General features: G+C 57.7%; 21 protein-coding genes. 9 read left to right on the plus strand and 12 right to left on the minus strand.

Annotated features, from left to right (window positions below; all coding sequences use genetic code 11):
- The first annotated feature begins 103 nt into the window (after positions 1–103).
- The 7 genes from NMB43_RS02410 to NMB43_RS02440 are packed head-to-tail and all read left to right on the plus strand — an operon-like array spanning position 104 to position 5,456.
- Positions 104–781 (plus strand): hypothetical protein, encoded by a 678-nt coding sequence (locus NMB43_RS02410; protein ID WP_494350565.1) that lies wholly within the window; start codon positions 104–106, stop codon positions 779–781.
- Entirely contained in the window at positions 778–1,299 is a 522-nt protein-coding gene (locus NMB43_RS02415; RefSeq protein ID WP_494350566.1) for a hypothetical protein, read from the plus strand. The genes NMB43_RS02410 and NMB43_RS02415 overlap by 4 nt, the downstream gene beginning before the upstream one ends.
- Positions 1,300–1,791, plus strand: a complete 492-nt coding sequence (locus tag NMB43_RS02420; RefSeq protein WP_494350567.1) for a hypothetical protein — start codon at positions 1,300–1,302, stop codon at positions 1,789–1,791.
- A gap of 1 nt (position 1,792) precedes the next feature.
- Positions 1,793–2,323, plus strand: coding sequence for a hypothetical protein (locus tag NMB43_RS02425; protein ID WP_494350568.1), 531 nt, complete (start codon positions 1,793–1,795; stop codon positions 2,321–2,323).
- Between the two features lie 10 nt (positions 2,324–2,333).
- Positions 2,334–4,589, plus strand: coding sequence for a secretin GspD/PilQ domain-containing protein (locus NMB43_RS02430; protein ID WP_494352100.1), 2,256 nt, complete (start codon positions 2,334–2,336; stop codon positions 4,587–4,589).
- Positions 4,590–4,591: 2 nt separating this feature from the next.
- The gene (locus NMB43_RS02435) at positions 4,592–5,074 is read left to right on the plus strand and encodes a competence type IV pilus major pilin ComGC (protein ID WP_494350569.1); all 483 of its coding nucleotides are present in this window, start codon (positions 4,592–4,594) and stop codon (positions 5,072–5,074) included.
- A complete protein-coding gene (locus tag NMB43_RS02440) occupies positions 5,049–5,456 on the plus strand; it encodes a type II secretion system protein (protein WP_494352101.1) in 408 nt (135 codons plus the stop codon). The genes NMB43_RS02435 and NMB43_RS02440 overlap by 26 nt, the downstream gene beginning before the upstream one ends.
- Before the next feature lie 1,259 nt (positions 5,457–6,715).
- On the opposite strand, the gene NMB43_RS02445 is transcribed toward NMB43_RS02440, so the two are convergent.
- The 12 genes from NMB43_RS02445 to NMB43_RS02500 all read right to left on the minus strand — a co-directional run bounded on the left by NMB43_RS02445 (position 6,716) and on the right by NMB43_RS02500 (position 19,910).
- Positions 6,716–9,724: a sensor histidine kinase gene (locus NMB43_RS02445; RefSeq protein WP_494350570.1), complete on the minus strand. Its 3,009-nt coding sequence runs from the start codon at positions 9,722–9,724 to the stop codon at positions 6,716–6,718.
- Positions 9,725–10,158: 434 nt separating this feature from the next.
- Positions 10,159–10,860, minus strand: a complete 702-nt coding sequence (locus NMB43_RS02450) for a pirin family protein (protein ID WP_494350571.1) — start codon at positions 10,858–10,860, stop codon at positions 10,159–10,161.
- 66 nt (positions 10,861–10,926) lie between these two features.
- Complete coding sequence (locus tag NMB43_RS02455; RefSeq protein ID WP_494350572.1) at positions 10,927–11,178, minus strand: DUF2789 family protein; 252 nt, start codon at positions 11,176–11,178, stop codon at positions 10,927–10,929.
- Positions 11,179–11,191: 13 nt separating this feature from the next.
- On the minus strand, positions 11,192–11,707 hold the full coding sequence (locus tag NMB43_RS02460) for a Dps family protein (protein ID WP_494350573.1): 516 nt from the start codon (positions 11,705–11,707) through the stop codon (positions 11,192–11,194).
- A gap of 23 nt (positions 11,708–11,730) precedes the next feature.
- Positions 11,731–13,242, minus strand: coding sequence for an MFS transporter (locus tag NMB43_RS02465; protein ID WP_494350574.1), 1,512 nt, complete (start codon positions 13,240–13,242; stop codon positions 11,731–11,733).
- Between the two features lie 82 nt (positions 13,243–13,324).
- A complete protein-coding gene (locus NMB43_RS02470; RefSeq protein WP_494350575.1) occupies positions 13,325–13,708 on the minus strand; it encodes a DoxX family protein in 384 nt (127 codons plus the stop codon).
- A gap of 26 nt (positions 13,709–13,734) precedes the next feature.
- Positions 13,735–15,729, minus strand: coding sequence for an amidohydrolase (locus NMB43_RS02475; RefSeq protein WP_494350576.1), 1,995 nt, complete (start codon positions 15,727–15,729; stop codon positions 13,735–13,737).
- Positions 15,617–15,889 (minus strand): XapX domain-containing protein, encoded by a 273-nt coding sequence (locus NMB43_RS02480; protein ID WP_494350577.1) that lies wholly within the window; start codon positions 15,887–15,889, stop codon positions 15,617–15,619. The genes NMB43_RS02475 and NMB43_RS02480 overlap by 113 nt, the downstream gene beginning before the upstream one ends.
- A gap of 16 nt (positions 15,890–15,905) precedes the next feature.
- The gene (locus tag NMB43_RS02485; protein WP_494350578.1) at positions 15,906–16,562 is read right to left on the minus strand and encodes a hydrolase; all 657 of its coding nucleotides are present in this window, start codon (positions 16,560–16,562) and stop codon (positions 15,906–15,908) included.
- 46 nt (positions 16,563–16,608) lie between these two features.
- Positions 16,609–18,042, minus strand: coding sequence for a catalase (locus NMB43_RS02490; protein WP_494350579.1), 1,434 nt, complete (start codon positions 18,040–18,042; stop codon positions 16,609–16,611).
- Positions 18,043–18,047: 5 nt separating this feature from the next.
- On the minus strand, positions 18,048–18,884 hold the full coding sequence (locus NMB43_RS02495; RefSeq protein WP_494350580.1) for an alpha/beta fold hydrolase: 837 nt from the start codon (positions 18,882–18,884) through the stop codon (positions 18,048–18,050).
- 393 nt (positions 18,885–19,277) lie between these two features.
- On the minus strand, positions 19,278–19,910 hold the full coding sequence (locus tag NMB43_RS02500; RefSeq protein ID WP_494350581.1) for a response regulator: 633 nt from the start codon (positions 19,908–19,910) through the stop codon (positions 19,278–19,280).
- A 188-nt stretch (positions 19,911–20,098) separates the two neighbouring features.
- Here NMB43_RS02500 and NMB43_RS02505 point away from each other — a divergent pair, with 188 nt between their 5' ends.
- Both NMB43_RS02505 and NMB43_RS02510 read left to right on the plus strand, forming a co-directional pair.
- Positions 20,099–23,386 (plus strand): PAS domain S-box protein, encoded by a 3,288-nt coding sequence (locus NMB43_RS02505; RefSeq protein ID WP_494350582.1) that lies wholly within the window; start codon positions 20,099–20,101, stop codon positions 23,384–23,386.
- A gap of 11 nt (positions 23,387–23,397) precedes the next feature.
- The gene (locus tag NMB43_RS02510) at positions 23,398–24,093 is read left to right on the plus strand and encodes a response regulator (protein WP_494350583.1); all 696 of its coding nucleotides are present in this window, start codon (positions 23,398–23,400) and stop codon (positions 24,091–24,093) included.
- Positions 24,094–24,196: the final 103 nt, after the last annotated feature.

A 24,196-nucleotide genomic window follows, 5' to 3' on the forward strand; every position in this document is an offset into this window, starting at 1 on the left:
TGTTTATCGGCATCGAGTTCTTGGCATACGTACAAAATACTGGCAACAGCATACTGCTGAGAGCGCTGCAAGTCGCCTGGTGGATGGCCATGAGGCGGGTGGCATGTTGCGCGCAGTGCAGGAGGTTCTGGACGAACTGGCCGCCCCTCGCGGGGCCTCCCTGCGAATCACGCTCTCCAACCAACTGGTAGCCTTTCAGTTGTTGCCCTCGAGTCCAGCCTTGAAGCGCGAAACCGACTGGACTGCTTTCGCGATGAACCGGCTGTCGTTGGTGTATGGCGCGGGGCTTGATTTGGAATCTGTTCGAGTTGGTTGGATGCCGCCTGGACAGGCGCGGGTGGCTGTTGCTTTGGAGCAAGGAGTGCTGCCTGGATTGCGTGAGTGTGCGGAGCATGCAGGGCTGAGCCTTGTTAGCATTCAGCCTGCTTTGATGGACCGCTGGAGCAGCCTGAGTCCGCATATTCGAAAGGCGCAGAATATGCCTACTTTCTGGATAGTGCTGCGTGAGCCGCAGGCGCTGGTCGTAGCGCAAGTCGATAGATCTGAATGGCGCGCTGTGCGGGTACGTGCTTGTGACAGACATGTGGGTTTTACGGTCTTGGATGATCTGCTGACACGAGAGTCCAGTTTGTGTGAAAGTCCCACTTCTCAGCATCTCATCTTGGTTAGGAGTCACTGGCAAGAGCACAATTCTCAGGTTGGAAATCTCAACATCCTATGGCTGACGCCCAAAGCAGACATATTGGAAGAAATGGCATTCGACAACGAATTCACAGCATGAGCCCACTTTATCTGGATTTCGTGGCGCCGAATCGCCCCCGTCCTTGGGTTGGGATCGTCCTTCTTGCTCTATCGATTAGTGTACTGACGGTGGCTGTGGCACGCTACCGTCAGCAATTGATTGCACTTGAAGAAGCGCGTGCTCAGGCAGAGCAACTAGTGTCAGAACCTGCGAGTGACGAAACCACATACCAAAGGCTAGCGTCCGAACAGAATGAAGACGCTATGCGGGAAGTAGTCAATTCCATTAATGCGCCATGGAATATGGCGTTTGGCCTAGTAGAGGACACCGCGGTCGAGGGAGTCAGCTTGACTCGACTGTCGCCATCTATCAATAAGGCACGAATGGTATTGGGTGGGGATGCAGAGGAGTTTTTGGATGTTTTGACTTATGTAGCGAAGCTAAGAGGAAGGCCAGGGGTGCGAAACGCATTTATTTCACGGCATGAGGTTGTGCAAGTCTTGGGTAGGCGTCGTTGGGTATTCGAGCTGGATATTGAGCTTCAAAAGGGCGACTGAGTGATCACCATAGTATGGAGTAGATTGGGTTGGTACGGGATAGCAGCGCTATGCTGTTTTGCTCTTGCACTATACCTTTCCGCGTCCTCTATTCCAGGATTGCAGCGTCAAGCCTTTGATGCTACCAGCGTGGTACATCGCGCAGTTGATCCCTCAAGACGCGTTGTAAGGGGGGGCTCCCGGAAACTTGAGCTCCCACAAATTCAAGAGCTAACTGATCATCTGGCGGTTTTATTTGCGGCTGCCCATAACCAGGGCCTAGAGATTTACCGGGCCACCTATGAGCTGGGTGAATTACCTGATGCCAATGTTCAGAGGTACACGATGACCTTCTCTATGCAAGGGGGGTATGTGGCGATACGCAGCTTTCTTGCCGAGGCTTTGACAAAAATCCCCAGTCTTGCTTTGGAGGAAATAGGTTTTCAAAAACAACCTCTCCCTTCCAATGGCGTAGAGGCTGATATTCGGCTTGTTTTCTTTTTCGAGAAATAAAATGCCGAAAAAGTCATTTATGCCACTATCACTGCGAAATATCGCACTACTAATAGTGGCCGGTTCGGGGGCGACGGCTTTGGCCGTTTTGGCGTCGAGCTTGCATGACGACAACAGGGGTAGCGCTCCCCATATCACTGATTCTTTGCAGAAAGAGCCGGAGGATAGATCGGGGGGGCTTGCAGAAGAGGTGAGAATCCGAGTTCCTAGATTGCCGAGCAGAGATGTCTTCAGTGCTCCTGCTGTGCCAGCTCCGGTTTCTATACCTAGACCAATCGAAAAACAAGAGAATAATATTCTGCCTGTCCCGCAGGTGCCTACGGCGCCGACTCTACCTTTTCGCTATCTTGGGCGAATGGAGGATGAAGAGGGAGTCGTATTGTTTCTCGAGAAAGGCGGGAGCGAATATGCTGTTCGCGAAGGCGATGTTATAGAGCAAACATACAAAGTAGAAGGTTTCACGGAAGATCGAGTGGTTTTTGTTTACCTTCCCTTGTCCCAAGGGCAAACGCTGTTTGTTAAAGATAACTGAAGTGAAAGCGATGAATCATGTTTTCTATGTCGTATTGTGCGCGCTATTGCTTAGTGGATGTGCTGCTCAGCGTGTGTACGACGAGGGTGTTGGACTCATTCAGGATGGAAAGCTCTCCGCAGGGGTTTTAAAGCTTGACCAGGCAGTTAAGATGGCGCCAGAAAATAGAGAATGGCGGAATTACTATTTGCGTCAGCGAGATGCCTCCGTGCAGAAGCTGCTCTCCCGTGCAGAAGTTGAAAAAGATGCAGGTCGGTTTGATGAGGCGGATGCTATATATGTGGAAGTGCTTGCCGTCGACCCTAGGAATTACGCGGCTATCCAGCGACGAGAGCAATTGCATGTCGAGCGCCATGCCAAGAAGGAGCTGGCCAAAGTAGAAGAGTTGTTGAAGGATGGGAATCTTGATTTGGCAGAAAAAAAAGCGCGCGAAATCATCTCTCTCGATCCAAAGAATTCAATTGCCGGTGCGCTGCTTAGGCGTATAGATCTACAACGAGCATTGGATTATGGCGGGGAGCCGCGCCTTAAGGCTTCGTTCCGTAAAGCGATTTCGATGGATATCCGAGATGGAAGTGTACGACAGATATTTGATTTTATATCTAAAGGATCTGGGCTGAATTTTATCTTCGACAAAGATGTCAAGACTGATCAAAGGACAACTTTGAGCGTAAAGAATACGAGTGTAGAGGAGTTGGTGAGGTTTGTTCTGGTAACCAATCAGCTTGAGCAGAAAGTGCTGAATGACTCGACACTGTTGATCTACCCGGCAACGCAGGCGAAGCAGAAAGAGTATCAAGAGCTGCTCGTCAAGTCATTCTTTGTTGGCAATGCGGATGTCAAACAGGTCGCCACGCTTGTAAAGACAGTGTTGAAAGCACGAGAGGTTTTTGTTGATGACAAGATTGGCTTGATTGTGGTACGCGACACTCCGGGCGTTGTGAGGACCGTTGAGCGACTCTTGCTTAGCCAAGATGTGGCACAGCCTGAAGTGGTTCTGGACTTGGAGGTGATGGAGGTTAGCCGCACAGATTTGATGGAGCTGGGCGTTCAGTACCCACAGAAAATTAGTGCGAGCGTATTGAGTTCCAGCGGGCAGGTTGGTGTGTTGCCGCTGCCAGAGTTTCGATCAATTCCGTCGGATCAAGTGCGTATAAACGTAGGCGACCCCGCGCTTTCCTTGAATATTAAGGACCAGCTGAGCCGAGCTAGTCTCCTCGCCAATCCGAAGATTCGTGTGAAAAATAGAGAGAAGGCGAAAGTTTTGGTTGGAGATAAAGTCCCCGTAGTCACAACAACAACAACTTCTACTGGCGTGAGTTCGGAGTCGGTGAACTATTTAGATGTGGGCCTCAAGCTTGAAGTGGAGCCGGACGTTCATATCGATGGCGATGTTAGCGTGAGGCTTGGTCTAGAAGTGAGCAATATTTCAAAGGAGATAAAGAGTGCTTCTGGAAACATTAATTATCAGATTGGGACGCGCAACGCTGTGACGGTCTTGAGGTTGAAGGATGGAGAAACACAGGTTCTTGCAGGACTCATTAGTGATGAGGACAGGAGCTCTGCGAGCCGGATCCCATTTTTGGGAAGCTTGCCGATCTTAGGTCGTCTGTTCGGAACCCAGGGGGATTCTGTATCGAAAACAGAGATCGTTCTGTTGGTAACTCCTCGAATTGTGCGTGGCGTGGTTAAGCCAGATCGCGCCATATCCGAGTTCTTCTCGGGGCCCGAAGCAAATGTCGGATTGGGTCCCATTCGGCTTGCTGCGGTTGGGGATGAGGGAGAATCCAAGAAAACGGGGGGAAGCGAGTTGAGTAGCGCCCCCTCCAAGGCTCGAGAGGAGGAAAGGAAAGCGGGGAGAGGTCGTTTGCAGCTGAATGGCACACCTCAGGCTTTGGCGAATGAGGATCTCAAGCTCGGCTTGGGCTTTACCGGGCAGTCTGATTTGAAAAGCGCTAACATCCAACTCGTCTTTGATCCGACTCGATTTCGGGTTGTGGACGTGAAGTCAGGAAGTGCCACGCCAGCGGCAACAGAGCTGAAGTTCAGCGCCCCCGAGTCGTTGGGGCGTCTGAGCCTTAGCATTTCATTTTCAGATGTGGTACGAGGTGAAGGGGATTTGGCGACTATCATTTTGCGCCCTGTTGCGGATCGGTCGTTTAATTCTTCTATTAGGGTTGAGAATGCAGTAATTTTAGACAAAAATGGGGGGGCAGTATTGTTGGAGGGCGGATCCCCGGTTTACTCGGTATCGATAGAGAAGTAGAGATGCAATTGAATCGACAAGGATTCAGCCTGATTGAGCTGCTTGTGTGCCTCGCTGTTCTCTCGTTGTTGGCACTAATGGCCATGCCACTTTCTGAGATGGCGAAGAAGAGAAGGGATGAGGCGGAGCTTCGGATGGCTCTCCGTGAAATTCGTAACGCCATTGATGCCTATAAAACTGCTGCAGATGAGGGGCGAGTTGCAAGATCTGCCGATAGCTCTGGTTATCCGCACAGTCTCAGCGCTCTCGTTGAGGGTGTCCCTGATCAAAGTTCGTCCTCCGGACGTCGGCTTTATTTCCTAAGAAAAATTCCGCGCGACCCGATAAATTTAGCGGTCGCGGGAGTTGTTAATCCTATTGAAACCTGGGGGCTAAGGAGCTATGAAAGCCCTCCAGATAGGCCGCGAGCAGGTGTTGATGTATATGATGTATATTCTCGCTCTTCGGAAGTCGGACTCAATGGTGTTCCGTACAGTGAATGGTGAGCGCGTACGTCTCGAGCTGTGTGGCTTTACTTTGATAGAGCTTCTGGTCGCTATGGCGATATTGGCTATGCTGCTGTCTCTGGTTGTCCCCCGATACTATGGGTCGGTTGATAGAGCGCAGGAGGTTGCTTTAAAGAACAATCTTCATACTACACGTGTTTCAATAGATCAGTTTTATTCGGACAACGGGCGTTATCCCGAGTCCTTAGCCGAATTGGTTGATAGGCGTTATTTGCGTGATTTGCCGGTTGATCCTGTGCATGATAGTAGTGAGGGTTGGATAGTTCTCCCACCTCCGCCGGGGATCGATGGCAAAGTTTATGACATTCGGAGCGGCGGCAAAGGTCAAGGAAAAGATGGGCGGAAGTACTCGGAATACTAGGTCGGTATTCGGTGACGCTGGATTCGCTTACCTAGCCATTCTTATTTTCGTGGCTGTATCTACCGCAGCGCTATCTGTAGTTGTTTTGCTTGATAGCCAACAGCGGCAGCGCCAGAAGGAGGAAGAGCTCCGCTGGGCTGGAGGGCAGATTCGTAAGGCGATTGCTCTATATTATTATAGAAGTCCTGGCGTTGTAAAAAGGTACCCTCAGCATTTGGATGATCTTGTCAGTGATAAGCGACAGTTGACTACCTCGCGATACTTGCGAAAGGTGTACGCTGACCCTCTTACAGGTAAAGCGAATTGGGGCCTTGTGCGTGCTCCAGATGGCGGAATAAAGGGGGTGTTTAGTAAGGCTGAGGGTGTCCCACTTTCCGTTTTTACAACGGTCGGCGGAACAGAAAGAGTGGCGATGTCTTATTCAGAATGGGTGTTTGAGTTTTCCCCTTTGTCGCCTTTGCCAAAGTCGCCTAACAAAGATTATTAAGATTAGCGAGCGAGTTTCTGGAAGATTGAGTGTAATGACACAATGAAATCTCACCTTCCTGTCATGGCTTCTGGCGAAAAGCCGCTCACCGTCACGTATTTACGCATCCACGGGGTGTGTGGTCACCGCATAATGCGTGGGAATGTTCTCCCATGAGCCGGCCACAACCCGCATGAATGCTTGTTTTCGACTTTAGGTTGTTCGAGTGATCCGAAAGGCACGCCGAAACCCGCTTCGTTGCGTACCCTCCGTTTTCGACTTTAATTGTCCGGAACAAGTGACTTGTTCCAGACAATTAAAGTCGAGAACGAGCCATTAAAGTCGAGAACGACTTTTCAGGTTGTCGACTTCCTCAAAGGCAGGCCCCATGCGGTTTTGCGAGGAAGTAGGCCCTTACTGCGCGCAAGCACCAACTTTGTGCGACAAAGTCGAGAACAAGTCCCAAAACTACTTACCTGGTAAGGGTTTTGATGCTGCTGCCTGGACTGCTCAATCAATCGGCTACGTCTGAGCTTCGATCGACGAATTTTGGCTGCAGAGCTCTCGATTGATTTGCAAGGATCTACATCTTGCGAGCCCACGCCATGTACTTGTCGATCCACAACAGCAGCGCGCCGTGCTGGGCAAGGATTCGTTGTAGGCTGACCAGGGGGGCGGCACTTCGGTTTTGCGGCTTGCTCGTCCTGTAAGTCGATCGGCTACTCACCGCCTGACCGACGATTTGTGCAACAAAGCCCCTGGCCCGGTACATCGACGGGTGGAGCGACGCATGTCAGGCCGAGTAAGCGACACTGGCCTTTATACGAAGATGAACGCGGGTGCCTTGGCCGTGATGCCCGTCAATGCTGAGTTGAGCGTCGATGCCTTTTGCACGCTCGCGCATGCCAAGCAAACCGAAATGGCCTGATTGAAGGGCCTGAGCCGCAATGTTCTCGGTCAGTCCGGACCCATCGTCACTGACAGTAATCATCAGCCACCGGCGCGTGTAATTGATTTGCACCGTCACGTTGTCAGCGCCAGCATGCTTGGCGGCATTGAACAGGGCCTCTCCTACGATGCACAGAATTTCGTCGAAGATTTCGGGGCGTAAATTTTTGCTGAGTCCCTGGCTAGTCAGGCTGACCTTGGTGCTGGGCGATAGCGGTAGTCCTGCGATCAGTTTGCGGACTTCATGCTCAAGGTCACTGGCATAGATCCGACGTAGTCCCTGCACTCGATCCCGGCCTTCGATCAGTACCGACTCTGCGCGGTCCAGTGCCTGGCTCATCGCCATCTGAGTCTGTGGATCATTCTGAACGCGATTGGCGATCGACTGAAACCGCAGGATCAGCCCCTGCACACTCTGTAGCAGAGTATCGTGCAGCTCGCGGGCGATGCGCTCACGCTCACGATTGCGCTCATGGGCGCGATTCCGAGCTCCGGCCAGGATTTGCCGTATTCTCACTTGGTACAGCCCATACAACAGCAACAGTACCGCCACACTCGCGACGATTCTGAATCCAAGGGACTGGGTCAGGGTTGCGGGGATCTTGAGCGTGACGCCGGCGGCCTGTTCGCTCCAGAGACCATCGTTATTGGAGGCGACGACTTCAAAACGATAGGTGCCGGGGCGCAGATCAGTCAGCAGGGCATTGCGCCGATTGTCTGGCGAGCTCCATTCCACGCTGGTGCCCAGGAGACGATGCCTGAACTGAACACGCCCCGGTACAGTGAGACTCAATGCAGTGAAAGCGATGCGTACGGTGGTCGTGCCCGCCGGCAATTCGATTTCAGGCGCGGGATCATAGACCCGCCCGCCGACCGTGACCGAGCGCAGCAAAACGGGCGGTTGCAAGGTGTTCGGCGCAAAAGCCTTTGCGGCGATGGTGAGGACATTGCGCCGAGTCAGGAACCAGATCCGACCATCGCCCCCTACAGCGACCTGTGGCCCCGCAGCCTTCTGGACAAAGCTGTTCATGCCATCTGCAAATCCGAAGACGCGATGCGGGATAGGTTTGTCGGGTTGCAATAAGCCGTTTGCAAGATCACTGGATCGCAGGAGCACGATGCCTGCGTCGCCAATCATCCAGGTGTCACCGTTACGCGCCTGGGCCAAGCCATTGACCGAGGCCGCCCAGGGATGGATCTCGCCCGACAGCAGCGCCTTCGCGGCGGAGTCGGCAAAAGCTATCCCCCGGCTTCCACTGACCAGCACACCTGCGTCGGTGGGTAGCAGGCCTTCAATGCCACCGGATCTGGCGGTGGTCGAATCGAGGGCGCGAAATGGCAGCTCGCCTTCCGGCGGTCGCGCGCGGAACACCACAACCGCGCGGCCATCGCGATCAAGGGCCGCATTGGCCGGTAGAGACGGGGATGGCGAGGGCTCGGGCCAGCGCTGCCATGTGCTGCCCTGAAGCCAATGCAGACCATGTTGCAGAGCGGGCATCCATAGTCTTCCAGATGCATCTTCGGCGCAGCCGAGGGCGATGCCGGGGGGCTTTGGATAGTGCCGGACTTTGCCTGCCTCAACGCGTAATACTTGCTTGCCAAGAATCAGCCAAACACCCTGTTCGCCCGCCATGCAAAGTGCTTCGGCAGGCGTGTCGATATCCATGGCCCACCTGGGTGCCTGATTCGGCGCAATGACATACAGCGCTTGAGCATCTGCGACATAGACCATGCCGTCGCGTGTGGCTGACATCTGATAGCTGACAGGTGAATTGGGCGGCAAATCGGGATCGACGATCACACTGGCCGGCCGAAGCTGGTCTAGCCCCAGTTCGGTGCCGACCCAGACGTTTCCTTCGCGGTCCTCAAAGAGCGCGCGTGTCTGGTCGGAAGTCAGCCCAGCCTTGGCATCAAGGGAGGCGATACGACGCCTGATGATGTCTGTCGTAGCAGGTTGATGACCCGGCTCACGGATTCTCAGGACGCCGTTATTCCGCGTAGTGGTCCACAGGTCGCCTTGGCGATCAAACAGCAGGCGTGTTCCGCCAACTGGGTTGGGGTGCGAGAAGAAGGTGTCGGGGCCGGCAGACCGATCCAGTATGCGCGTGCCGTCGGCGTCGGAGATCCAGAGCTGTCCCAATGAATCCTCCGCGAGGCTGGCACGAGGCGTGGTGACAAACTGGGTGCCCGTAAAGTGAGATTCTCCGGGGCGCAGATAGACCAGAGTGGTCGACAACACGACCCATAAGGTGCCATCGCGGGCAATATGCAAATCCCATATGGGCTGGGCGGGCAAGCCGCTTTCGGTTCCGAATTCTTGCCAGGTCCCGTCATGAAACCGGGCCAGCGTGCGATCGCTACGCCCACCGCGAGCAACCCAGATTCCGCCTCCGGCATCCTCCTCGATGTCGTTGACTTCCCTCGACGGGTTAGGCATCCCGGCCTCGACCAGGCGGCCCTTACGGAGCACTGCCATGCCACGGCCCCGGGCCAGTCCGACCCACAACTCACCAGATCGTGAGGCCTTGAGACTTGAGACCACTAACTTTTCGGTGGCACCGGTGCTCAAGCGCACGGGTTCAAACCTCACACCGTCGAAATTCACCAAACCCTCGACACCACCGATCCATAGAAAGCCATCAAGGGTTTGTGTAATCGAGTTGATCCGACTGGGCGCACCACGCTCTATTGACCAGGCTTCATGCTTGAACTCCACTAGAGCGACGGGTAGAGAGGCCGCCCATGACGTGACTGAATGCATGGACAGGCAGATCAGACCGCCGAGCAGGAGGTAGCGGCGCGTCGCCAAGGCGCCAAGAAACGAAATGCAGAGGTGCAGGAAACGAGGGATCATTCAGATTGGACGGATCGCTACTCAGCTGAAATCGTTGTATTCCCGGCCAGAGCGGGGCCCGGTCTTTCTATGCAGGGGCCTCAATGCGGTCTGCCCCATCTGGAGTCGTCGGTAATCCAGATCACTCTCAAGGACACTTCACCATAATGCGGTCACTGACAACGAGATTCCATTACCAGCATGGAATTTTGGGCATTGAATTGCCACCAAGAGTAGCCCACTGGATTGGTCAGCCCGCAGCTCCATACGGTCGCCTTCCGTGAGTACCTGAAGGCAGTGCGCAGGAAACGGCTGGCCCGCAGCATTGAGCAGAGACACCTTGCTCATGTGCCTGTGCTTGCAAGGCTCATTGGCTGTGGTGCGGCAAGCGTGCGGTGAAGCACAACTTGGCCGTGTCTATGTAATCCGGACGGCTTTCAGCATAACCCCGTGAATCAAGGCGCCAGGTCGAAGACGAGCACCTCTGCCAATCGACCATTATCAAATGTCAGCGCCGACTCACCTTCAACCTTGAGCGCATCGCCTGCCAGCAATGCCTGACCGTTGACAGCGAGCTCGCCACGAATCAGGTGCACATAGGCCTTGCGCTGCGAATCAAGTTGCAAGCGCGCCTGCTCATCGCCATCGAACAGCCCGGCGTAAAGCGCTGCGTCTGCATGGATTTTCACAGCATGCTCCCCTCCTTCAGCTGAGGCTACCCGCAACAGGCGCCCTCGTTTCAGGTCGTGCGGAATTGTCTTCTGCTCATAGCTGGGCGTGATATTCATCTGATTCGGTTCTATCCAGATCTGCAGGAAGTGGGTTGTGCGATCACTGGCGTGATTGAACTCGCTGTGCCGTACGCCAGTACCGGCGGACATGCGTTGTACATCACCTGGCGGAATGACTTTCACATTGCCAATGCTGTCACGATGCGCCAACTCCCCTTCCAGAACATAGCTGATGATTTCCATGTCGCGATGTCCATGGGTACCAAACCCCTCACCTGGCGCAACGCGATCCTCGTTGATGACGCGGAGGTTTCCCCATCCCATGTGCTCAGGATCGTAGTACTCGGCAAAGGAGAAACTGTGCGCGGATTGCAACCAACCGTGGCTGGCCTGTCCGCGGTCTTCAGATTTTCTGATAGTTAACATGGCGAATCCTTGTTTTGTATTGGGAGAGGGAGCTTGGACTGAAACTCTGGCGATTGCCTGGTCTGTTCAGTCAGTAGCCGGGGCGGGTTGGCACAGAGCCAGAGAGAGCCATTCCGCCGACTGCGACCAATCGGCGTCTGCCGCAATGGCCTCACGCAGGAAGGCGGCCTGGGTCGCTGTCCACGGGGGGGCATCGGGAAGCGCACAACCTAGCGAATCGGGTCGGTGACGCGTAATAAACGCTTCGATGTCCGAAGGTGTAGAGGGCAAGCCAAGCTGATCGAACAACTCGGTAATGCTGTGATGTCCGCGCTGCATTTATCCACCTCGATTAGCTGCGTCCGCATTCGAACAGGAACCACGCCCGCTGCTCCGTTTCGTCCAGCCAGTTCTCCAGCAAGCTGGCACTCGCCACATCGCCATGCTGATCGCATAGCTCGTGCGCAGCGCGCAGCCAGTCGGCCAGGCGATGGTTGTCATCGAACAACTCCGCCAGCATGCCACTCGGCTGAACCAGGTCTGCATCGTTGTCAGCCAGGCGTTGAAGACGCGCAATGTGGCCGATCGAGTGCAGGGTGGTGCCGCCCAGCTTGCGTACCCGTTCGGCCAGCGCGTCGGTCATGTCCAGCAACTGGCTGGATTGCTCGTCAAGCAGCGCGTGATAGCTGGGAAACAAGGGACCCCACATATGCCAGTGGAAATTCTTGGTTTTCAGGTAAAGCGCGAATACATCAGCCAGCACTTGGTTCAAGGCAGCACTAAGATCCTTGCGCGCTTCCGTGCCCAAGCCATTGGGGGTGACAAGTGGAGCTTGGCGACGGCGGCGGGTAGTGACAGGGTCTTTCATGATGAAAACTCCATTTTGATGGGTTAGAGGGAGATCAAATGACTCACGTTGGGCGGCTCCAGCCCCTGATGCAACGCGCGCGCGCGGGCCTGCAACGCAACGGTTGCTTGGGAGGCACGTTGATGCTGACGCAAGTGCTCAGCCCATGAGCTAACAAAGAACCATTCCACCAATCGATGCGGGTCGGCGCTGTCTTCATACAAGCCCCAAGCACTGGCGCCATCACCGCGTCGCTGTATTGACAGTTTGTTGAGCACATCCACGAACTCTGCTCTGTCAGCCGGTAACACCTGATACTCCACCTGTACGAGTATCGGCCCCCTGTTGTGTGCCAGTTCGAGGGCTCTGGGTGGTGTCGGCCAATGTTGGCTGGCAGCCAGACTGCTCTCGCCTGCGGGGAGCGGCCAGCGACGCATCAACAAGGCGGTGGAGGCCAGCATGGCCGCCGCCAGCAGCAAGGTGCCGGGCAGGCCCAAACCATGCGCGACAGCGCCCCAGCCCAGGCTTCCTGCCGCCAGCGCACCGTTAAACACAGTGAGATAGACCGACAGACCGCGGCCACGGACCCAGTTGGGCAAGATGCTCTGCGTCAGTGCATTGAGCGTGCTCAGCGCGACGATCCAGGCCACGCCCAGTGCCAGCAGAATCGGCAGCGCCAGCCCTTTCGGCGGGCTCATTGCCAAGGCCGCCAGCACGGTAGCGCTTAGCATCGCGGCAAGAAGCATCAAGCCATCCGGGTCAAGGAAGTTCCGTAATCGCGGCAGCGCCACCGCGCCGACAATCGCGCCCAAACCTACCGCACCCAGCATCAGGCCATAGAAGCCTGCGGAGCCCTGCAGCAGCTGCCGCGCCACCAGTGGCAGCAAGGCCCAGGCTGCGCTGGCACTCACAAAGAAGACCGCCGAGCGCAGCAGGACGCGATGCAGGGCTGTTTGAGCCAGGGTGAATCGCAGTCCGGCCTGCAAAGCGCCAACGAACTGTTCGGCCAGCGGGTCGGGCGCTGTGGGCGACGGGCGCCACCAGAGCAGCGCGGAGATCACCAGGGCATAAGTCAGCAAGTCAACGCCGTAGGTCACGGCAGCGCCACAGGCTGCCAGCAAAGCACCACCTGCCGCTGGGCCGATGGCACGCGAGATGTTGACCCCCAGCGAGTTAAGAGCCACCGCTGCACGCAGCTGGCGCCCTGATACAAGGGTCGGCACGATAGATAGCCAGGCCGGCCCCATCAGCGCTGCGCCCAGGCCACCGACAAAGGTCAGCGCGAGGAGGCTTTCCAGCCCTAGAGCGCCGCTGGCCGACAGCACCATCAGCAGGGCGCTGACGGTGGCCAGAAGCACTTGCACCGCGATCAGGAAACGGCGCCTGTCCAGAATATCGGACAGCACGCCCGCGGGGATGGCGAAGAGAAAAACCGGCAATGCAGCAGCAGCCTGCACAGCCGCGACTGCTGCTGGATTCGAGCTCAACTCGGTAACCATCCAACTGCTCGCCACATCGCGCATGAAGCTGCCCGTATTGCCGAGTACGGTGGCCACCCAAAGCGTAGCGAAAACCCGTTCGCGTAAGGGGTCAAGCGCCCCGACTGGCGCCTCGAACGGCTCTGCGCGTGCCGACCGCTCAGTCACGCCGAGCCTCGCGCAGATCGTACCAAGCCACCAGAACGAAGGCGCCGACCAGCCCCACGTGCTCGAAGAAGGCGTTGGTGGCCATGAAGCGTGCATCCCCAGCCATGCTCCAGAAAGGGTTGGCAATCACACTGGCCGCCAGGGTGAACAGCGCGAGCGACAAGGCCCCCAGCCACCGATACCAGCCGCTGAGGATCAGGCCGGACGCGCCCAGCTCCAGCAACACGACGGCCAGCGCCAGCGGCGCTGCGAACGGCAGGCCGAAGTGATGCATCTCTGCAATGGCAGCCTCGAAGTGGAGAGCCTTGGTCAGCCCACCTTGCAGATAGGCTGAGCACAGCGCCAACAGAGCTAAAGCGGGCAGCGCTTTCTGCATGGGACAGGATGACGGAGGATTCGACATCACACGGCCCAGCAGGCGCAGCCCAGCGCCCCCCAGAAACTGCGCAGGTCGGACACCGGTAGATCAGACGCCCAAGCGCTGGCATGGCGATGGCCGTGCACACTGCATGAGTTGGCGCAGGCACATGCGGCGGCTGCCTGACGCAAGGCTGTCTGCTGGGGACGCGCCTTATCCCCCCACGCGGCATAGCCACCGTAGCGGCGCACCGGTGACCACTCCGGCATCGCCGGCGGTGGAATGCTGTCGTCAAGCGACGCGAACTCGCCCGCGCCCCATACGAACTTGCCTCCGACCATGGTCAGCAGCGCACTGGTATGGGCGATGTCGTCCTCCGGGCAGCTGAAGAAGTCGCGGTCAGGCACCACGAGATCGGCCAGTTGCCCGACCTCGATACGTCCCTTCAAGCCTTCTTCATTGCTGAACCAGGTGACGTTCTCGGTCCACATCCGCAAAGCCGCATCACGGCTCAGGCAATTGCGCTGCGGTGTAATCCTCAACCCGCCCACGGTCTTGCCGGTAATCAGCCAGGACAGCGATACCCAGGGGTTGTAGGAGGCGACGCGGGTGGCATCCGTGCCGGCGGAGGTACGGATACCTTTTTCCAGCATCCTCGCCACCGGCGGTGTGGCCTCGGCTGCGCGCGCGCCGTAGCGCTCGACAAAGTACTCGCCCTGATACGCCATGCGATGCTGCACGGCAACGCCGCCGCCCAGGGCCGCGATGCGATCCATCGATCGTTCGGAGATGGTCTCCGCATGATCGAAGAACCAGTTCAGGCCATCAATCGGCGTGTCGCGATGCACCTTCTCGAACACATCGAGTGCGCGGCTGATGGTCTCGTCGTAGGTCGCGTGCATGCGCCAGGGCCACTTGTTCTGCGCCAGTATGCGCACCACCTCTTCCAGCTCAGGCTCCATGTCTGGCGACATGTCGGGCCGGGGCTGGCGGAAATCTTCGAAGTCGGCGGCCGAGAACACCAGCATCTCGCCGGCGCCGTTGTGGCGGAAATACTCGTCGCCTTGTTTGTAGGCGACGCTTTTTGTCCAGGCCAGGAAGTCGTCTTTTTCCTGCTTGGCTTTCTGGGTGAACAGGTTGTAGGCAATGCGGACAGTGAGTTGCCCGGCATCGGCCAGCTGCTGGATGACCTGATAGTCCTCGGGGTAGTTCTGGAAGCCGCCGCCTGCGTCAATCGTGCCGGTGACGCCCAGTCGGTTCAGATCACGCATGAAATGGCGGGTGCTGTTGATCTGGTATTCGATAGGCAGCTTGGGGCCTTTGGCCAGGGTGGCATACAGGATGGCAGCGTTGGGTTTGGCGAGCAGCAAGCCACTGGGGTTGCCCGCATGGTCGCGCACGATTTCGCCGCCGGGGGGCGCAGGCGTGTCCTTCGTGTAGCCCACAGCACGCAAGGCCGCGCCGTTGAGCAGCGCACGGTCATAGAGATGCAGTATGAATACCGGCGTGTCAGGCGCCACAGCATTCAGTTCGTCGAGTGTCGGCAAGCGCTTCTCTGCGAACTGATGCTCACTGAAGCCACCGACCACGCGCACCCATTGCGGCGCAGGCGTGATGGCGACCTGCGCCTTCAGCATGGCCATAGCGTCGGCCAGACTGGTCACGCCGTCCCAACGCAGCTCAAGGTTAAAGTTCAGGCCGCCGCGAATGATGTGCATGTGGTTATCGATCAGGCCAGGCAACACGCGGCGATTGTTCAGATTCACCGTGCGCGTAGCCGGACCGGCCAAGGCCAGCACGTCCTCATCGCTACCGACCGCGCTGAAGCGGCCATCGGTGATGGCGACCGCGCTGGCTTCGGGCTGCGCACGATTGAGGGTACTGAAGCGGCCGCGGAACAGAATCAGATCCGGAGTTGTATTGGCTTTATCCATGACGTTCGTCCTTTGCTGCTGAATTCTGATCGGCGCAGCGTGGCAACTCACCGAACATGTGTGGTTTGACTTGATCCCGCAGCCATGAGGTGTGCGTTGGAGCACCCAACCAGCGCTTGATCAGTGGGGGCAGTTGTTCGCCTGCCAGGATGCCCAGCAATCCGACTAAAGCGATTACGGGGGGGGCAGGCGAACGCACGTTGAACAAGGCGTAGATGACGCCGACGAGCAGACCGACTGCTGCGGAGATAACGTAGGTATTCATCGTCGGCGCCTCCTTATCAGCCTTCGTGTGCGCCGAACATGGTTTTGGCGTAGGTGACGCCGATACCGTATGCGCCGCCCACCTTCTTCGCGATGCCAGTGGTCAGTTCATAGGTCTCACCACGTGCCCAGTCGCGCTGCAGTTCGAGCAGGTATTGCAAGGCGGTCATGGGCTGCGCACCCGCCTGAACCATGCGCTCGACGGCGCGCTCATGCGCTTCGGTAGACACGTCGCCGCAGGCGTCCGTGATGACATAGACATCGAAGCCCTGATCCAGTGCAGACAAGGCCGGTCCCACGATGCAAACACTGGTCCAAAGGCCGGCCAGCACAATGCGCTTCTTGCCGATGCGATTGACTTCCGCAATCACGGCGGCGTCTTCCCAGGTGTTCATGGTTGTGCGATCCAGCATCGTCTGCCCCGAAAAGGGCGCGGTCACCTCATCAAACATCGGGCCGGAAAAGCTCTTCTCGGCCACCGTGGTCAGAATGGTCGACACCTTGAAGCCGGCGGCGGCCTGCGACACCAAGGATGCGTTGTTGCGCAGCTCGATGGCGGGAATCGAATGCGTCGCAAAAGCCATCTGCGACTGGAAATCGATCATGATCAACAGGTGATCGGTCGGGGTAAGCAGTTTGGCGCCGGGGGCGGCCTTGGCAGTCGGGATGTTCATTGATTTCTCCTTGTTGCGAGTGGGTTGGTGGTTGGGGGAACTGCAGTTAAATAAGTCCTAGGGCGCGGGCTACACCTGCGCCATAGGCAGGGTCCGCTTTGCAGCAAAGGTCGACATGGCGCTGCTGTACTTCGCGACTGACGCCGGACATGGCTCGCGCCGTGTTGTCGAACAGTCGCTGTCGCTCGTCGCCACGCATAAGCCGAAACAAGGCAGCTACCTGGCTAAAGCAATCGTCGTCATCGCGGTGGTCATGGGCGCGTGCCTCACCCTGCAGCGGCAAGGGCGGCTCAACGGCTTCGGAACTGCTGGGCCACTCTCCCTCGCTGTTGGGCACATAGCTCACCAGTCGCCCCTGGTTGCCATCGACACGCATCGCGCCATCCCGATGGAATATGTGGAACGGGCAGCGCGGCGCATTGACGGGAATCTGATGATGATTGACGCCCAGGCGATAACGCTGCGCATCGCCGTAGCTGAACAGGCGTGCCTGCAACATCTTGTCAGGCGAGAGTCCGATTCCCGGCACCAGGTTGGCAGGCGAAAAGGCCGCCTGTTCCACTTCGGCGAAGTAGTTCTCGGGATTGCGGTTCAGCTCCAGCACACCCACCTCGTGCAGCGGATACTCCGCATGCGGCCACACCTTGGTCAGGTCGAAGGGGTTGAAGGTGCAGGACTGTGCCTGTGCTTCGTCCATTAACTGAACGCACAGCCGCCAACGGGGGTAGTCGCCACGCTCGATGGCTTCGAACAAGTCGCGCTGAGCGCTTTCACGGTCCTTCGCCACGATGGCTTCGGCCTGGGCGTCCGACAGCCAGCGCACGCCTTGCTCGCTGCGCAGGGTGAATTTCACCCAGGTGCGTTGGCCCGCGGCGTTGATCAGACTGAAGGTGTGGCTGCCATAACCGTGCATGTAGCGATAGCCATCCGGCAGCCCACGGTCGCCCATCAGGATGGTTACCTGGTGCAATGCTTCCGGCATCAGACTCCAAAAATCCCAGGTGGTCTGAGCATTGCGCAGATTGCTGCGCGGATCCCGTTTGACCGCGTGATTGAGGTCAGGAAAACGCAAAGGGTCACGCATAAAGAACACTGGCGTGTTGTTGCCAACGAGATCCCAGTTGCCCTCGGGCGTGTAGAACTTTATGGCAAAGCCACGGATGTCCCGTTCCGCGTCGGCCGCACCGCGTTCGCCAGCCACGGTGGAGAAACGCACGAACACTTCTGTGCGCTGGCCGATTTGCGCGAACACCTTGGCCTTGCTGTATGGGGTGATGTCCTGCGTGACGGTGAAATGTCCCCAGGCTCCGGAACCCTTGGCATGCATGCGGCGCTCGGGGATGACCTCGCGGTCAAAGTGAGCCAGCTTCTCCAGCAGCCATATGTCTTGAAGAAGCGCCGGGCCCCGCGGTCCGGCCGTCTGGATGTTCAGGTTGTCTGCCACCGGCGCACCGCTGGCGTGGGTCAGGCGCTTCTTCATGCTGCTTACCCCTTGATGAAGGCCAGCAGGTCGGCGTTCAGCACGTCGGCGTTGACCGTCAGCATGCCGTGCGAGTAGCCCTTGTAGACCTTGAGCGTGCCGTTCTTCAGCAGCTTGACGGCCTTGAGCGCGGAGTTGGCGATCGGCACGATCTGGTCGTCGTCACCGTGCATGACCAACGTGGGCACGGTGATGGCCTTGAGGTCTTCCGTCTGATCCGTTTCCGAGAAGGCCTTGATGCCGTCGTAGTGGGCTTTGGCGCTGCCCATCATGCCTTGGCGCCACCAGTTGTTGATGACGCCCGGCAGGGGCTTCACGCCCGGCCGATTGAAGCCGAAGAACGGGCCGGCGGGCACGTCCATGAACATCTGCGCGCGGTTGTCGGCCACGCCCTTGCGGAAGCCGTCAAAGACCTCCATCGGCAGGTGGTCGGGGTAGGCGGCGGTCTTGGCCATGATGGGCGGCACGGCGGCCACCAGCACGGCCTTGGCCACGCGGCCGGACGGCTGGCCATGCTTGGCCACATAACGCGCCACCTCACCGCCCCCGGTGGAGTGACCGATATGCACCGCATTGCGCAGGTTCAGGTGCTCGACAACGGCGAAAGCGTCGGCAGCATAGTGGTCCATGTCATGCCCCTCACTGACCTGGGCTGAGCGGCCATGACCACGGCGGTCATGGGCTACCACGCGAAAGCCGCGCTGCACGAAGAACAGCATCTGTGCATCCCAGTCATCGCTGGACAGCGGCCAGCCATGGTGGAACACAATGGGTTGGGCATCCTTGGGGCCCCAGTCCTTGTAGAAGATCGTGGTGCCGTCTTTCGTCGTGATGGTGTTCATGTGTATTCCTTCGTGAGACACAGGGTTGGGGGGAGTTGCAGCTTGCGCTTCGCCGACTGTCGTCATTGCAGCGCCTAGAGGCAGGATCAGCGAAGCGCCGATCCCGGTTCCGAGCGCGAGCAGCCGCCTGCGATCGGGGTTCGTAATTTCGGTGTCGTCGAGTTTCATGGTGGGGCCGTGGGGTGGTGGTCGGTGATGAAAGGTTAGGCAGCCACATCCCAAGCGGACACCCACGTTCGGGTAGATCTGCCTCTGCCTTTTGGGGTAGATGGGGGTAGATGACGCTCGAGACCGAGCGGAAGGAATGCCAAAAGGCATGACACCGGCGCTTTGGCTACCGGTGCTTTTGATACAGGGGAATGAAGGTCAGAGCGGGGCGCTCTGCCTGGGCGGTCAGAGTTGGATCAGGCCGCGCTGCAGGGCAATGATGACGGCATGAGTACGATCTCGCGCATTCAGTTTGGCGAGAATGCTCTTCAAGCGTGCTTTGATTGTGTCTTCCGAAACGGACAGCATTGCGCCGGCCTCACGGTTGGAATGACCCTTGGCGATCAGGCGCAGCACATCCACCTCGCGCTCGGTGAGCATCTCGTCACCCGCATGGTGTGCCAATGCGACGGCCACTTCTGGGGGTACCCATCGGCCACCCGCGTGGACGCTGCGCACAGCATCCAGCAGCGAGCCGCGAAGGCTGCTCTTGACCAGATAGCCAACCGCACCAGACTTCAGCGCGCGCCACGCTTGCACATCCCCTTGGTAGGTTGTCAGCACCAGAATCCGCGCATCACGCGAGGTCTTGCGGATGGCATGGATGGCCTCAATTCCATCCATGCCAGGCATCTGCAAGTCCATCAATGTGACATCGGGCTGCAACTCACGGAAACGCTCCACGGCCTCGACCCCGTTCGCTGCCTCGCCTACCACTACGATGTCGGTTTGGCTCTGCAGCACCGCCGCCACCCCTTCGCGCATGAGGGGATGGTCATCGACGATGAGCAGGCGGATGGCAGCGCGAGTAGGGATCATGACCCAGAGTCCATACAGTAGTGAAAGCACCCAGCAATGAGCCTAAGCTGGACGGACTGAGTAGCATATGGCTCGGACAATGTTGCGGTATGTTTAAAAGCATGAGAACTCGGCTGTATGGTCTTGAGTGCATTGCCTGCATGAGCGCCGAGAAGGAGTGTCTCACCTTTACTTTGATTGGGGCGTAATTGGAGCATAACGAAAAACCTGAGAGCATGTCGTCCTCGTTCAGTACGATTGATCGACTGAAAAGTGAATTGATTCGATGCAAGAGCGAGTTAGCTGAGGCCAGCGCTCAAGCCAAATCCATGGCTGATGTGTTCCTGCATCTTGCTGATGCGACCTTTATCGTCGAGCGCGACGCAACCATCATCGACGCGAATCCTGCGGCCTGCGCCCTTCTCGGTTATAGCCGGGAGGCACTACTCCGGATGCGCCCCTGGGATTTCGTGATCAGTGCATCACGTGAAGAGATCCTCGATCTGACGCAAGGTCTTCTCCCAGGGGAGGTCGCCACGGTTCAGCGCACCTATCGTCGGCATGACCAGGTGCGGCTTCTGATAGATCTGCGTCTGATCCGCTGCAACCTGGGGGGACGCGACCTGATCATGGTCTCATGCCGCGATGTTACCGAGCGCGAGTTGGCATCCGAAGCCCTGAGCCGGAGTGAAAACCACCTGCGGCAACTGCTTGATTCGATTCCCGGCCTGGTCTGGAGTGCCAAGGCGACGGGCGAAGTGGAGTACCACAACAATCGCTGGACTGAATACACCGGCCTGACAGTCGATCAGGCCAATGGCTGGGGTTGGCAGTCTGCAATCTATCCTGCTGATCTGCCCAAACTCGTCAGCCAATGGAAAACACTGCTGGCCGCAGGCTCGGCAGGCGAGGGTGAAGCCCGTCTGCGTCGTCATGACGGCACATATCGCTGGTACCTGTTCCGTGGTGTGCCGGTGCGCGACGATGCGGGCAAGCTGATCGGCTGGTTCGGCATGAACACCGACATCGAAGACCGAAAGTGGGCAGAATTTCTGCTAGCCGCCGAAAAGCGCGTGCTGGAGATGATTGCGCAAGGCATGCCCTTATCCGAAGTGTTTGCCGCGATATGCCTGGCCGTGGATGAGATGTCCCCGGACGCTTGCTCCCTCATTCTGGATTTCGAGGCCGGCAGCCGCTCGGCGCACAGTACCGTTGCACCGGGTTTCGGATTTGCGTTCGACGCCGCGCCGCCAACCGACTTGCTGCCGCCGGATGCCCTGCTGCAACAAATGTGTGGCAGCAAGTTGCCTGTGATCGTCGGCGACCTGGCACAAGCTGATCTGAGGGATGATCAGGCCTGGCGTGAGCACTTTCTGCGCCGGGGCTTTCAGGCATGCTGGTTGTCCCCGATACTCTCTTCCGGTGGCACGGCCTTGGGTGCCTTTGTCATGTATTCCCGCCTGAGGGGCGAACCAGGATTGCAGCACAGCAAGATGATGGAGCAAATCACTCATCTGGCTGCAATCGCCATCGAGCGCGCGCAGGCTGAAACACAGTTGCGGCGTAGCGAACTCTCACTCGCCACGGCTCAGTGCCTGAGCGCAACCGGCAGTTTCAGCTGGTTTCCGGTCACAGGGGAAATCACTTGTTCATCCGAAACCCGCCGCATTTGCAGCCTGGCTCCGGATGAACAGCCAGACCTGAAGACAATACTGGCACTGGTCCACCCGGACGATCTAGGCATGTTGCGCGAAACGCTGGCCCACGCGCAGCAAGACATTCGAGTCAAATTCCGATTGTGTCAGCCCGAAGGGCGCCTGCGTCACCTGGAAGTTGTCGCCAGAGCTGTGCGCAACGAAAGCGGGGGCATCCTGGAATGGGCAGGCGCAGTCATGGATGTGACCGAGCACCAGCTCACGCAAGAGGCTATCCGTCATGCCAAGGCCCGCTTTGAAGGAATTTTAAGAATTGCGGATGACGCCATCATTTCGGTTGACATAAACCAACGCATCTCGTTGTTCAATCAGGGGGCCGAGAAAGTATTTGGCTATACCCAGGAGGAAGTGATTGGTCAGCCATTGGGACTGCTTTTGCCGCAGCGACTTCAGACTCTTCATGCCGAACAGGTTGCAGCATTTGCACATTCCGCCGAGGTCACACGTGGCATGGGTGAGCGGCGGGAGGTGCTGGGTCTGCGCAAGGATGGCAGCGAGTTCCCGGCGGAAGCCTCTATTTCTCGCCTGGACCTGTCTGGCGAGCAAATATTCACCGTCATCCTGCGCGACATTACTGAGCGCAGATGCGCAGCCGAAGCGCTGCGTGCAGCCGGACAGCTGGCACGCGGTCAGGTCGAAGCCTTGACGCACACGGTCGACTCGCTGGCCCTTGAGTCCGAGCCTGAAAGAATCGCCGAGCATGTGCTACGCACGATAACAACACAACTCGGCGCGCTGGGCTGCAGCCTTTGGCGGCGAGAGGAAGACAGCGGCCTGGTGGCCTTTGCATTCGCTTTTGAGCACGGCCGCATCGTGATGCCCACCGACCCCAAGGTGGGCCCGGTCAGTCCAGCACTACGTATTGACGACGTCTGGCCCTGGCCCGAGGTGTTTCGCACCGGCAAGCCCTACCTGCTCGAAGATATTCGCAAGGACGTGAGATTTCCGTGGCGTGATCATGTCTTGGCTTTGGGGGTGATCTCCATTCTGATTGTGCCGATGCTGGTTGCCGGAGAAGTGGAAGGGGTCATTGGCATCCGGTTTTCATCCAAACGCAATTTCAGTGCGGACGAAATGGATCTGGCCCAGGCTCTGGCCAATCTTGCCATGCTTGCCCTGCAACTGATCCGCATGTCAGTGCAAAACCGCAGTGCAGCCGTGCTGGCTGAGCGGAATCGTATGGCACGCGACATCCACGATACCTTGGCCCAGGGCTTCACCGGCGTCATCGTGCAACTCGAAGCTGCTGCAGATGCAAGCGTAAAAGGGCTGAATGACGAGGCCCAGGCACACATGCTCAGGGCGGCCGAACTGGCACGCGAAAGTCTGAAAGAGGCCCGCCGCTCAGTGCAGGCGCTGCGCCCACAGGCACTGCAAGGCAATACCTTGTGTGAGGCGCTGGCGAGTCTTGTGCACAAAATGACCCTGGGTACGCCACTTCAAGCCGTGTTCTCAGTCGAAGGCGAGCCGCCCAGCCTGCCCTCGGAATGGGAAGAGAATCTCCTTCGCATCGGTCAGGAAGTGCTCACCAATTGCTTGCGTCATGCCCAAGCCAACCAGTTCAGTCTGCGGCTTGCTTTCGATCAGTCTGTTGTCACACTGAGAATGCATGACGACGGTAAAGGTTTCGACGCTCGCACCAAGCACGATGGCTTTGGCTTGCTAGGTATCCGTGAACGAGTGACTGAAATGGGGGGGCAAGTGAGCATCTACAGTACACCCGGATCCGGCACAACGGTCCAGGTCACTCTGCCTTATCTGGCAAGTGATCATTCTGCATAACGGAAGCAATAATGAAATCATCTGACATGCTTCGCTCCCGTCCGCCAGCGCAAGCTGAGTTGATGTCGGCCGAGCGTTGCGTAGCGAGAACGAAGATTCGAATTTTGATTGCCGACGATCATGTGACAGTGCGCGAGGGGCTTGTTGCGATGATTGGTCGCCAGTCCGACATGGAGGTCGTCGCCGAAGCTGCCGACGGGCGCATGGCTATAGCGTCATGGTTGGCGCGTCAACCTGATGTCGCCTTGCTTGATCTGCGCATGCCAGTCCTTGATGGTGTCGCCGCCATCAGCGAGATCCGCCAGGTTGCTCCGGCGGCGCGCATCATTGTGCTCACGACTTTCGATACAGACAGTGATATCGCCAACGCCATCAAGGCAGGCGCGCGTGGCTATCTACTGAAGGATTCACAACGCGAGGAGTTGCTCGACTGCATTCGCAAGGTGCATAGAGGTGAAACCGTTATCCCCCCCACGATTGTGGCTAAGCTTGCAGCTGGGATCAGCAACGAGGCCCTGACGGGCCGTGAACTGGACGTACTGGGTCTGCTCGCCAGGGGTAAGACTAACAAGGAGATCGGCTCCCATCTGTACATCAGCGAGACCACCGTCAAATCACATTTGCGCAGTATTTTTACCAAGCTCAATGTGCTGAGCCGTACCGAAGCCATCACCGTGGCCAGCCGTCGTGGCCTGGTCAAGCTCTAGGTGAAAGTGCTGCGCCTCCTCCAAAAGGAGGAGGCCGTGCTCCATCCTTGGTAGCGCGCAAAATCTAGTCCGCTGGCCCATAGAAGGTGTTGGTGCGAAGCGG

It is taken from the genome of Uliginosibacterium sangjuense, assembly GCF_059132465.1.

Bases quoted from the DNA above. Each gene is read 5' to 3' on its own strand.
- NMB43_RS02410 (WP_494350565.1), top strand. From the start codon at position 104: ATGTTGCGCGCAGTGCAGGAGGTTCTGGACGAACTGGCCGCCCCTCGC.
- NMB43_RS02415 (WP_494350566.1), top strand. From the start codon at position 778: ATGAGCCCACTTTATCTGGATTTCGTGGCGCCGAATCGCCCCCGTCCT.
- NMB43_RS02425 (WP_494350568.1), top strand. From the start codon at position 1,793: ATGCCGAAAAAGTCATTTATGCCACTATCACTGCGAAATATCGCACTA.
- NMB43_RS02430 (WP_494352100.1), top strand. From the start codon at position 2,334: ATGAATCATGTTTTCTATGTCGTATTGTGCGCGCTATTGCTTAGTGGA.
- NMB43_RS02435 (WP_494350569.1), top strand. From the start codon at position 4,592: ATGCAATTGAATCGACAAGGATTCAGCCTGATTGAGCTGCTTGTGTGC.
- NMB43_RS02440 (WP_494352101.1), top strand. From the start codon at position 5,049: ATGGTGTTCCGTACAGTGAATGGTGAGCGCGTACGTCTCGAGCTGTGT.
- NMB43_RS02445 (WP_494350570.1), bottom strand. From the start codon at position 9,724: ATGATCCCTCGTTTCCTGCACCTCTGCATTTCGTTTCTTGGCGCCTTG.
- NMB43_RS02450 (WP_494350571.1), bottom strand. From the start codon at position 10,860: ATGTTAACTATCAGAAAATCTGAAGACCGCGGACAGGCCAGCCACGGT.
- NMB43_RS02455 (WP_494350572.1), bottom strand. From the start codon at position 11,178: ATGCAGCGCGGACATCACAGCATTACCGAGTTGTTCGATCAGCTTGGC.
- NMB43_RS02460 (WP_494350573.1), bottom strand. From the start codon at position 11,707: ATGAAAGACCCTGTCACTACCCGCCGCCGTCGCCAAGCTCCACTTGTC.
- NMB43_RS02470 (WP_494350575.1), bottom strand. From the start codon at position 13,708: ATGCAGAAAGCGCTGCCCGCTTTAGCTCTGTTGGCGCTGTGCTCAGCC.
- NMB43_RS02480 (WP_494350577.1), bottom strand. From the start codon at position 15,889: ATGAATACCTACGTTATCTCCGCAGCAGTCGGTCTGCTCGTCGGCGTC.
- NMB43_RS02485 (WP_494350578.1), bottom strand. From the start codon at position 16,562: ATGAACATCCCGACTGCCAAGGCCGCCCCCGGCGCCAAACTGCTTACC.
- NMB43_RS02490 (WP_494350579.1), bottom strand. From the start codon at position 18,042: ATGAAGAAGCGCCTGACCCACGCCAGCGGTGCGCCGGTGGCAGACAAC.
- NMB43_RS02495 (WP_494350580.1), bottom strand. From the start codon at position 18,884: ATGAACACCATCACGACGAAAGACGGCACCACGATCTTCTACAAGGAC.
- NMB43_RS02500 (WP_494350581.1), bottom strand. From the start codon at position 19,910: ATGATCCCTACTCGCGCTGCCATCCGCCTGCTCATCGTCGATGACCAT.
- NMB43_RS02510 (WP_494350583.1), top strand. From the start codon at position 23,398: ATGAAATCATCTGACATGCTTCGCTCCCGTCCGCCAGCGCAAGCTGAG.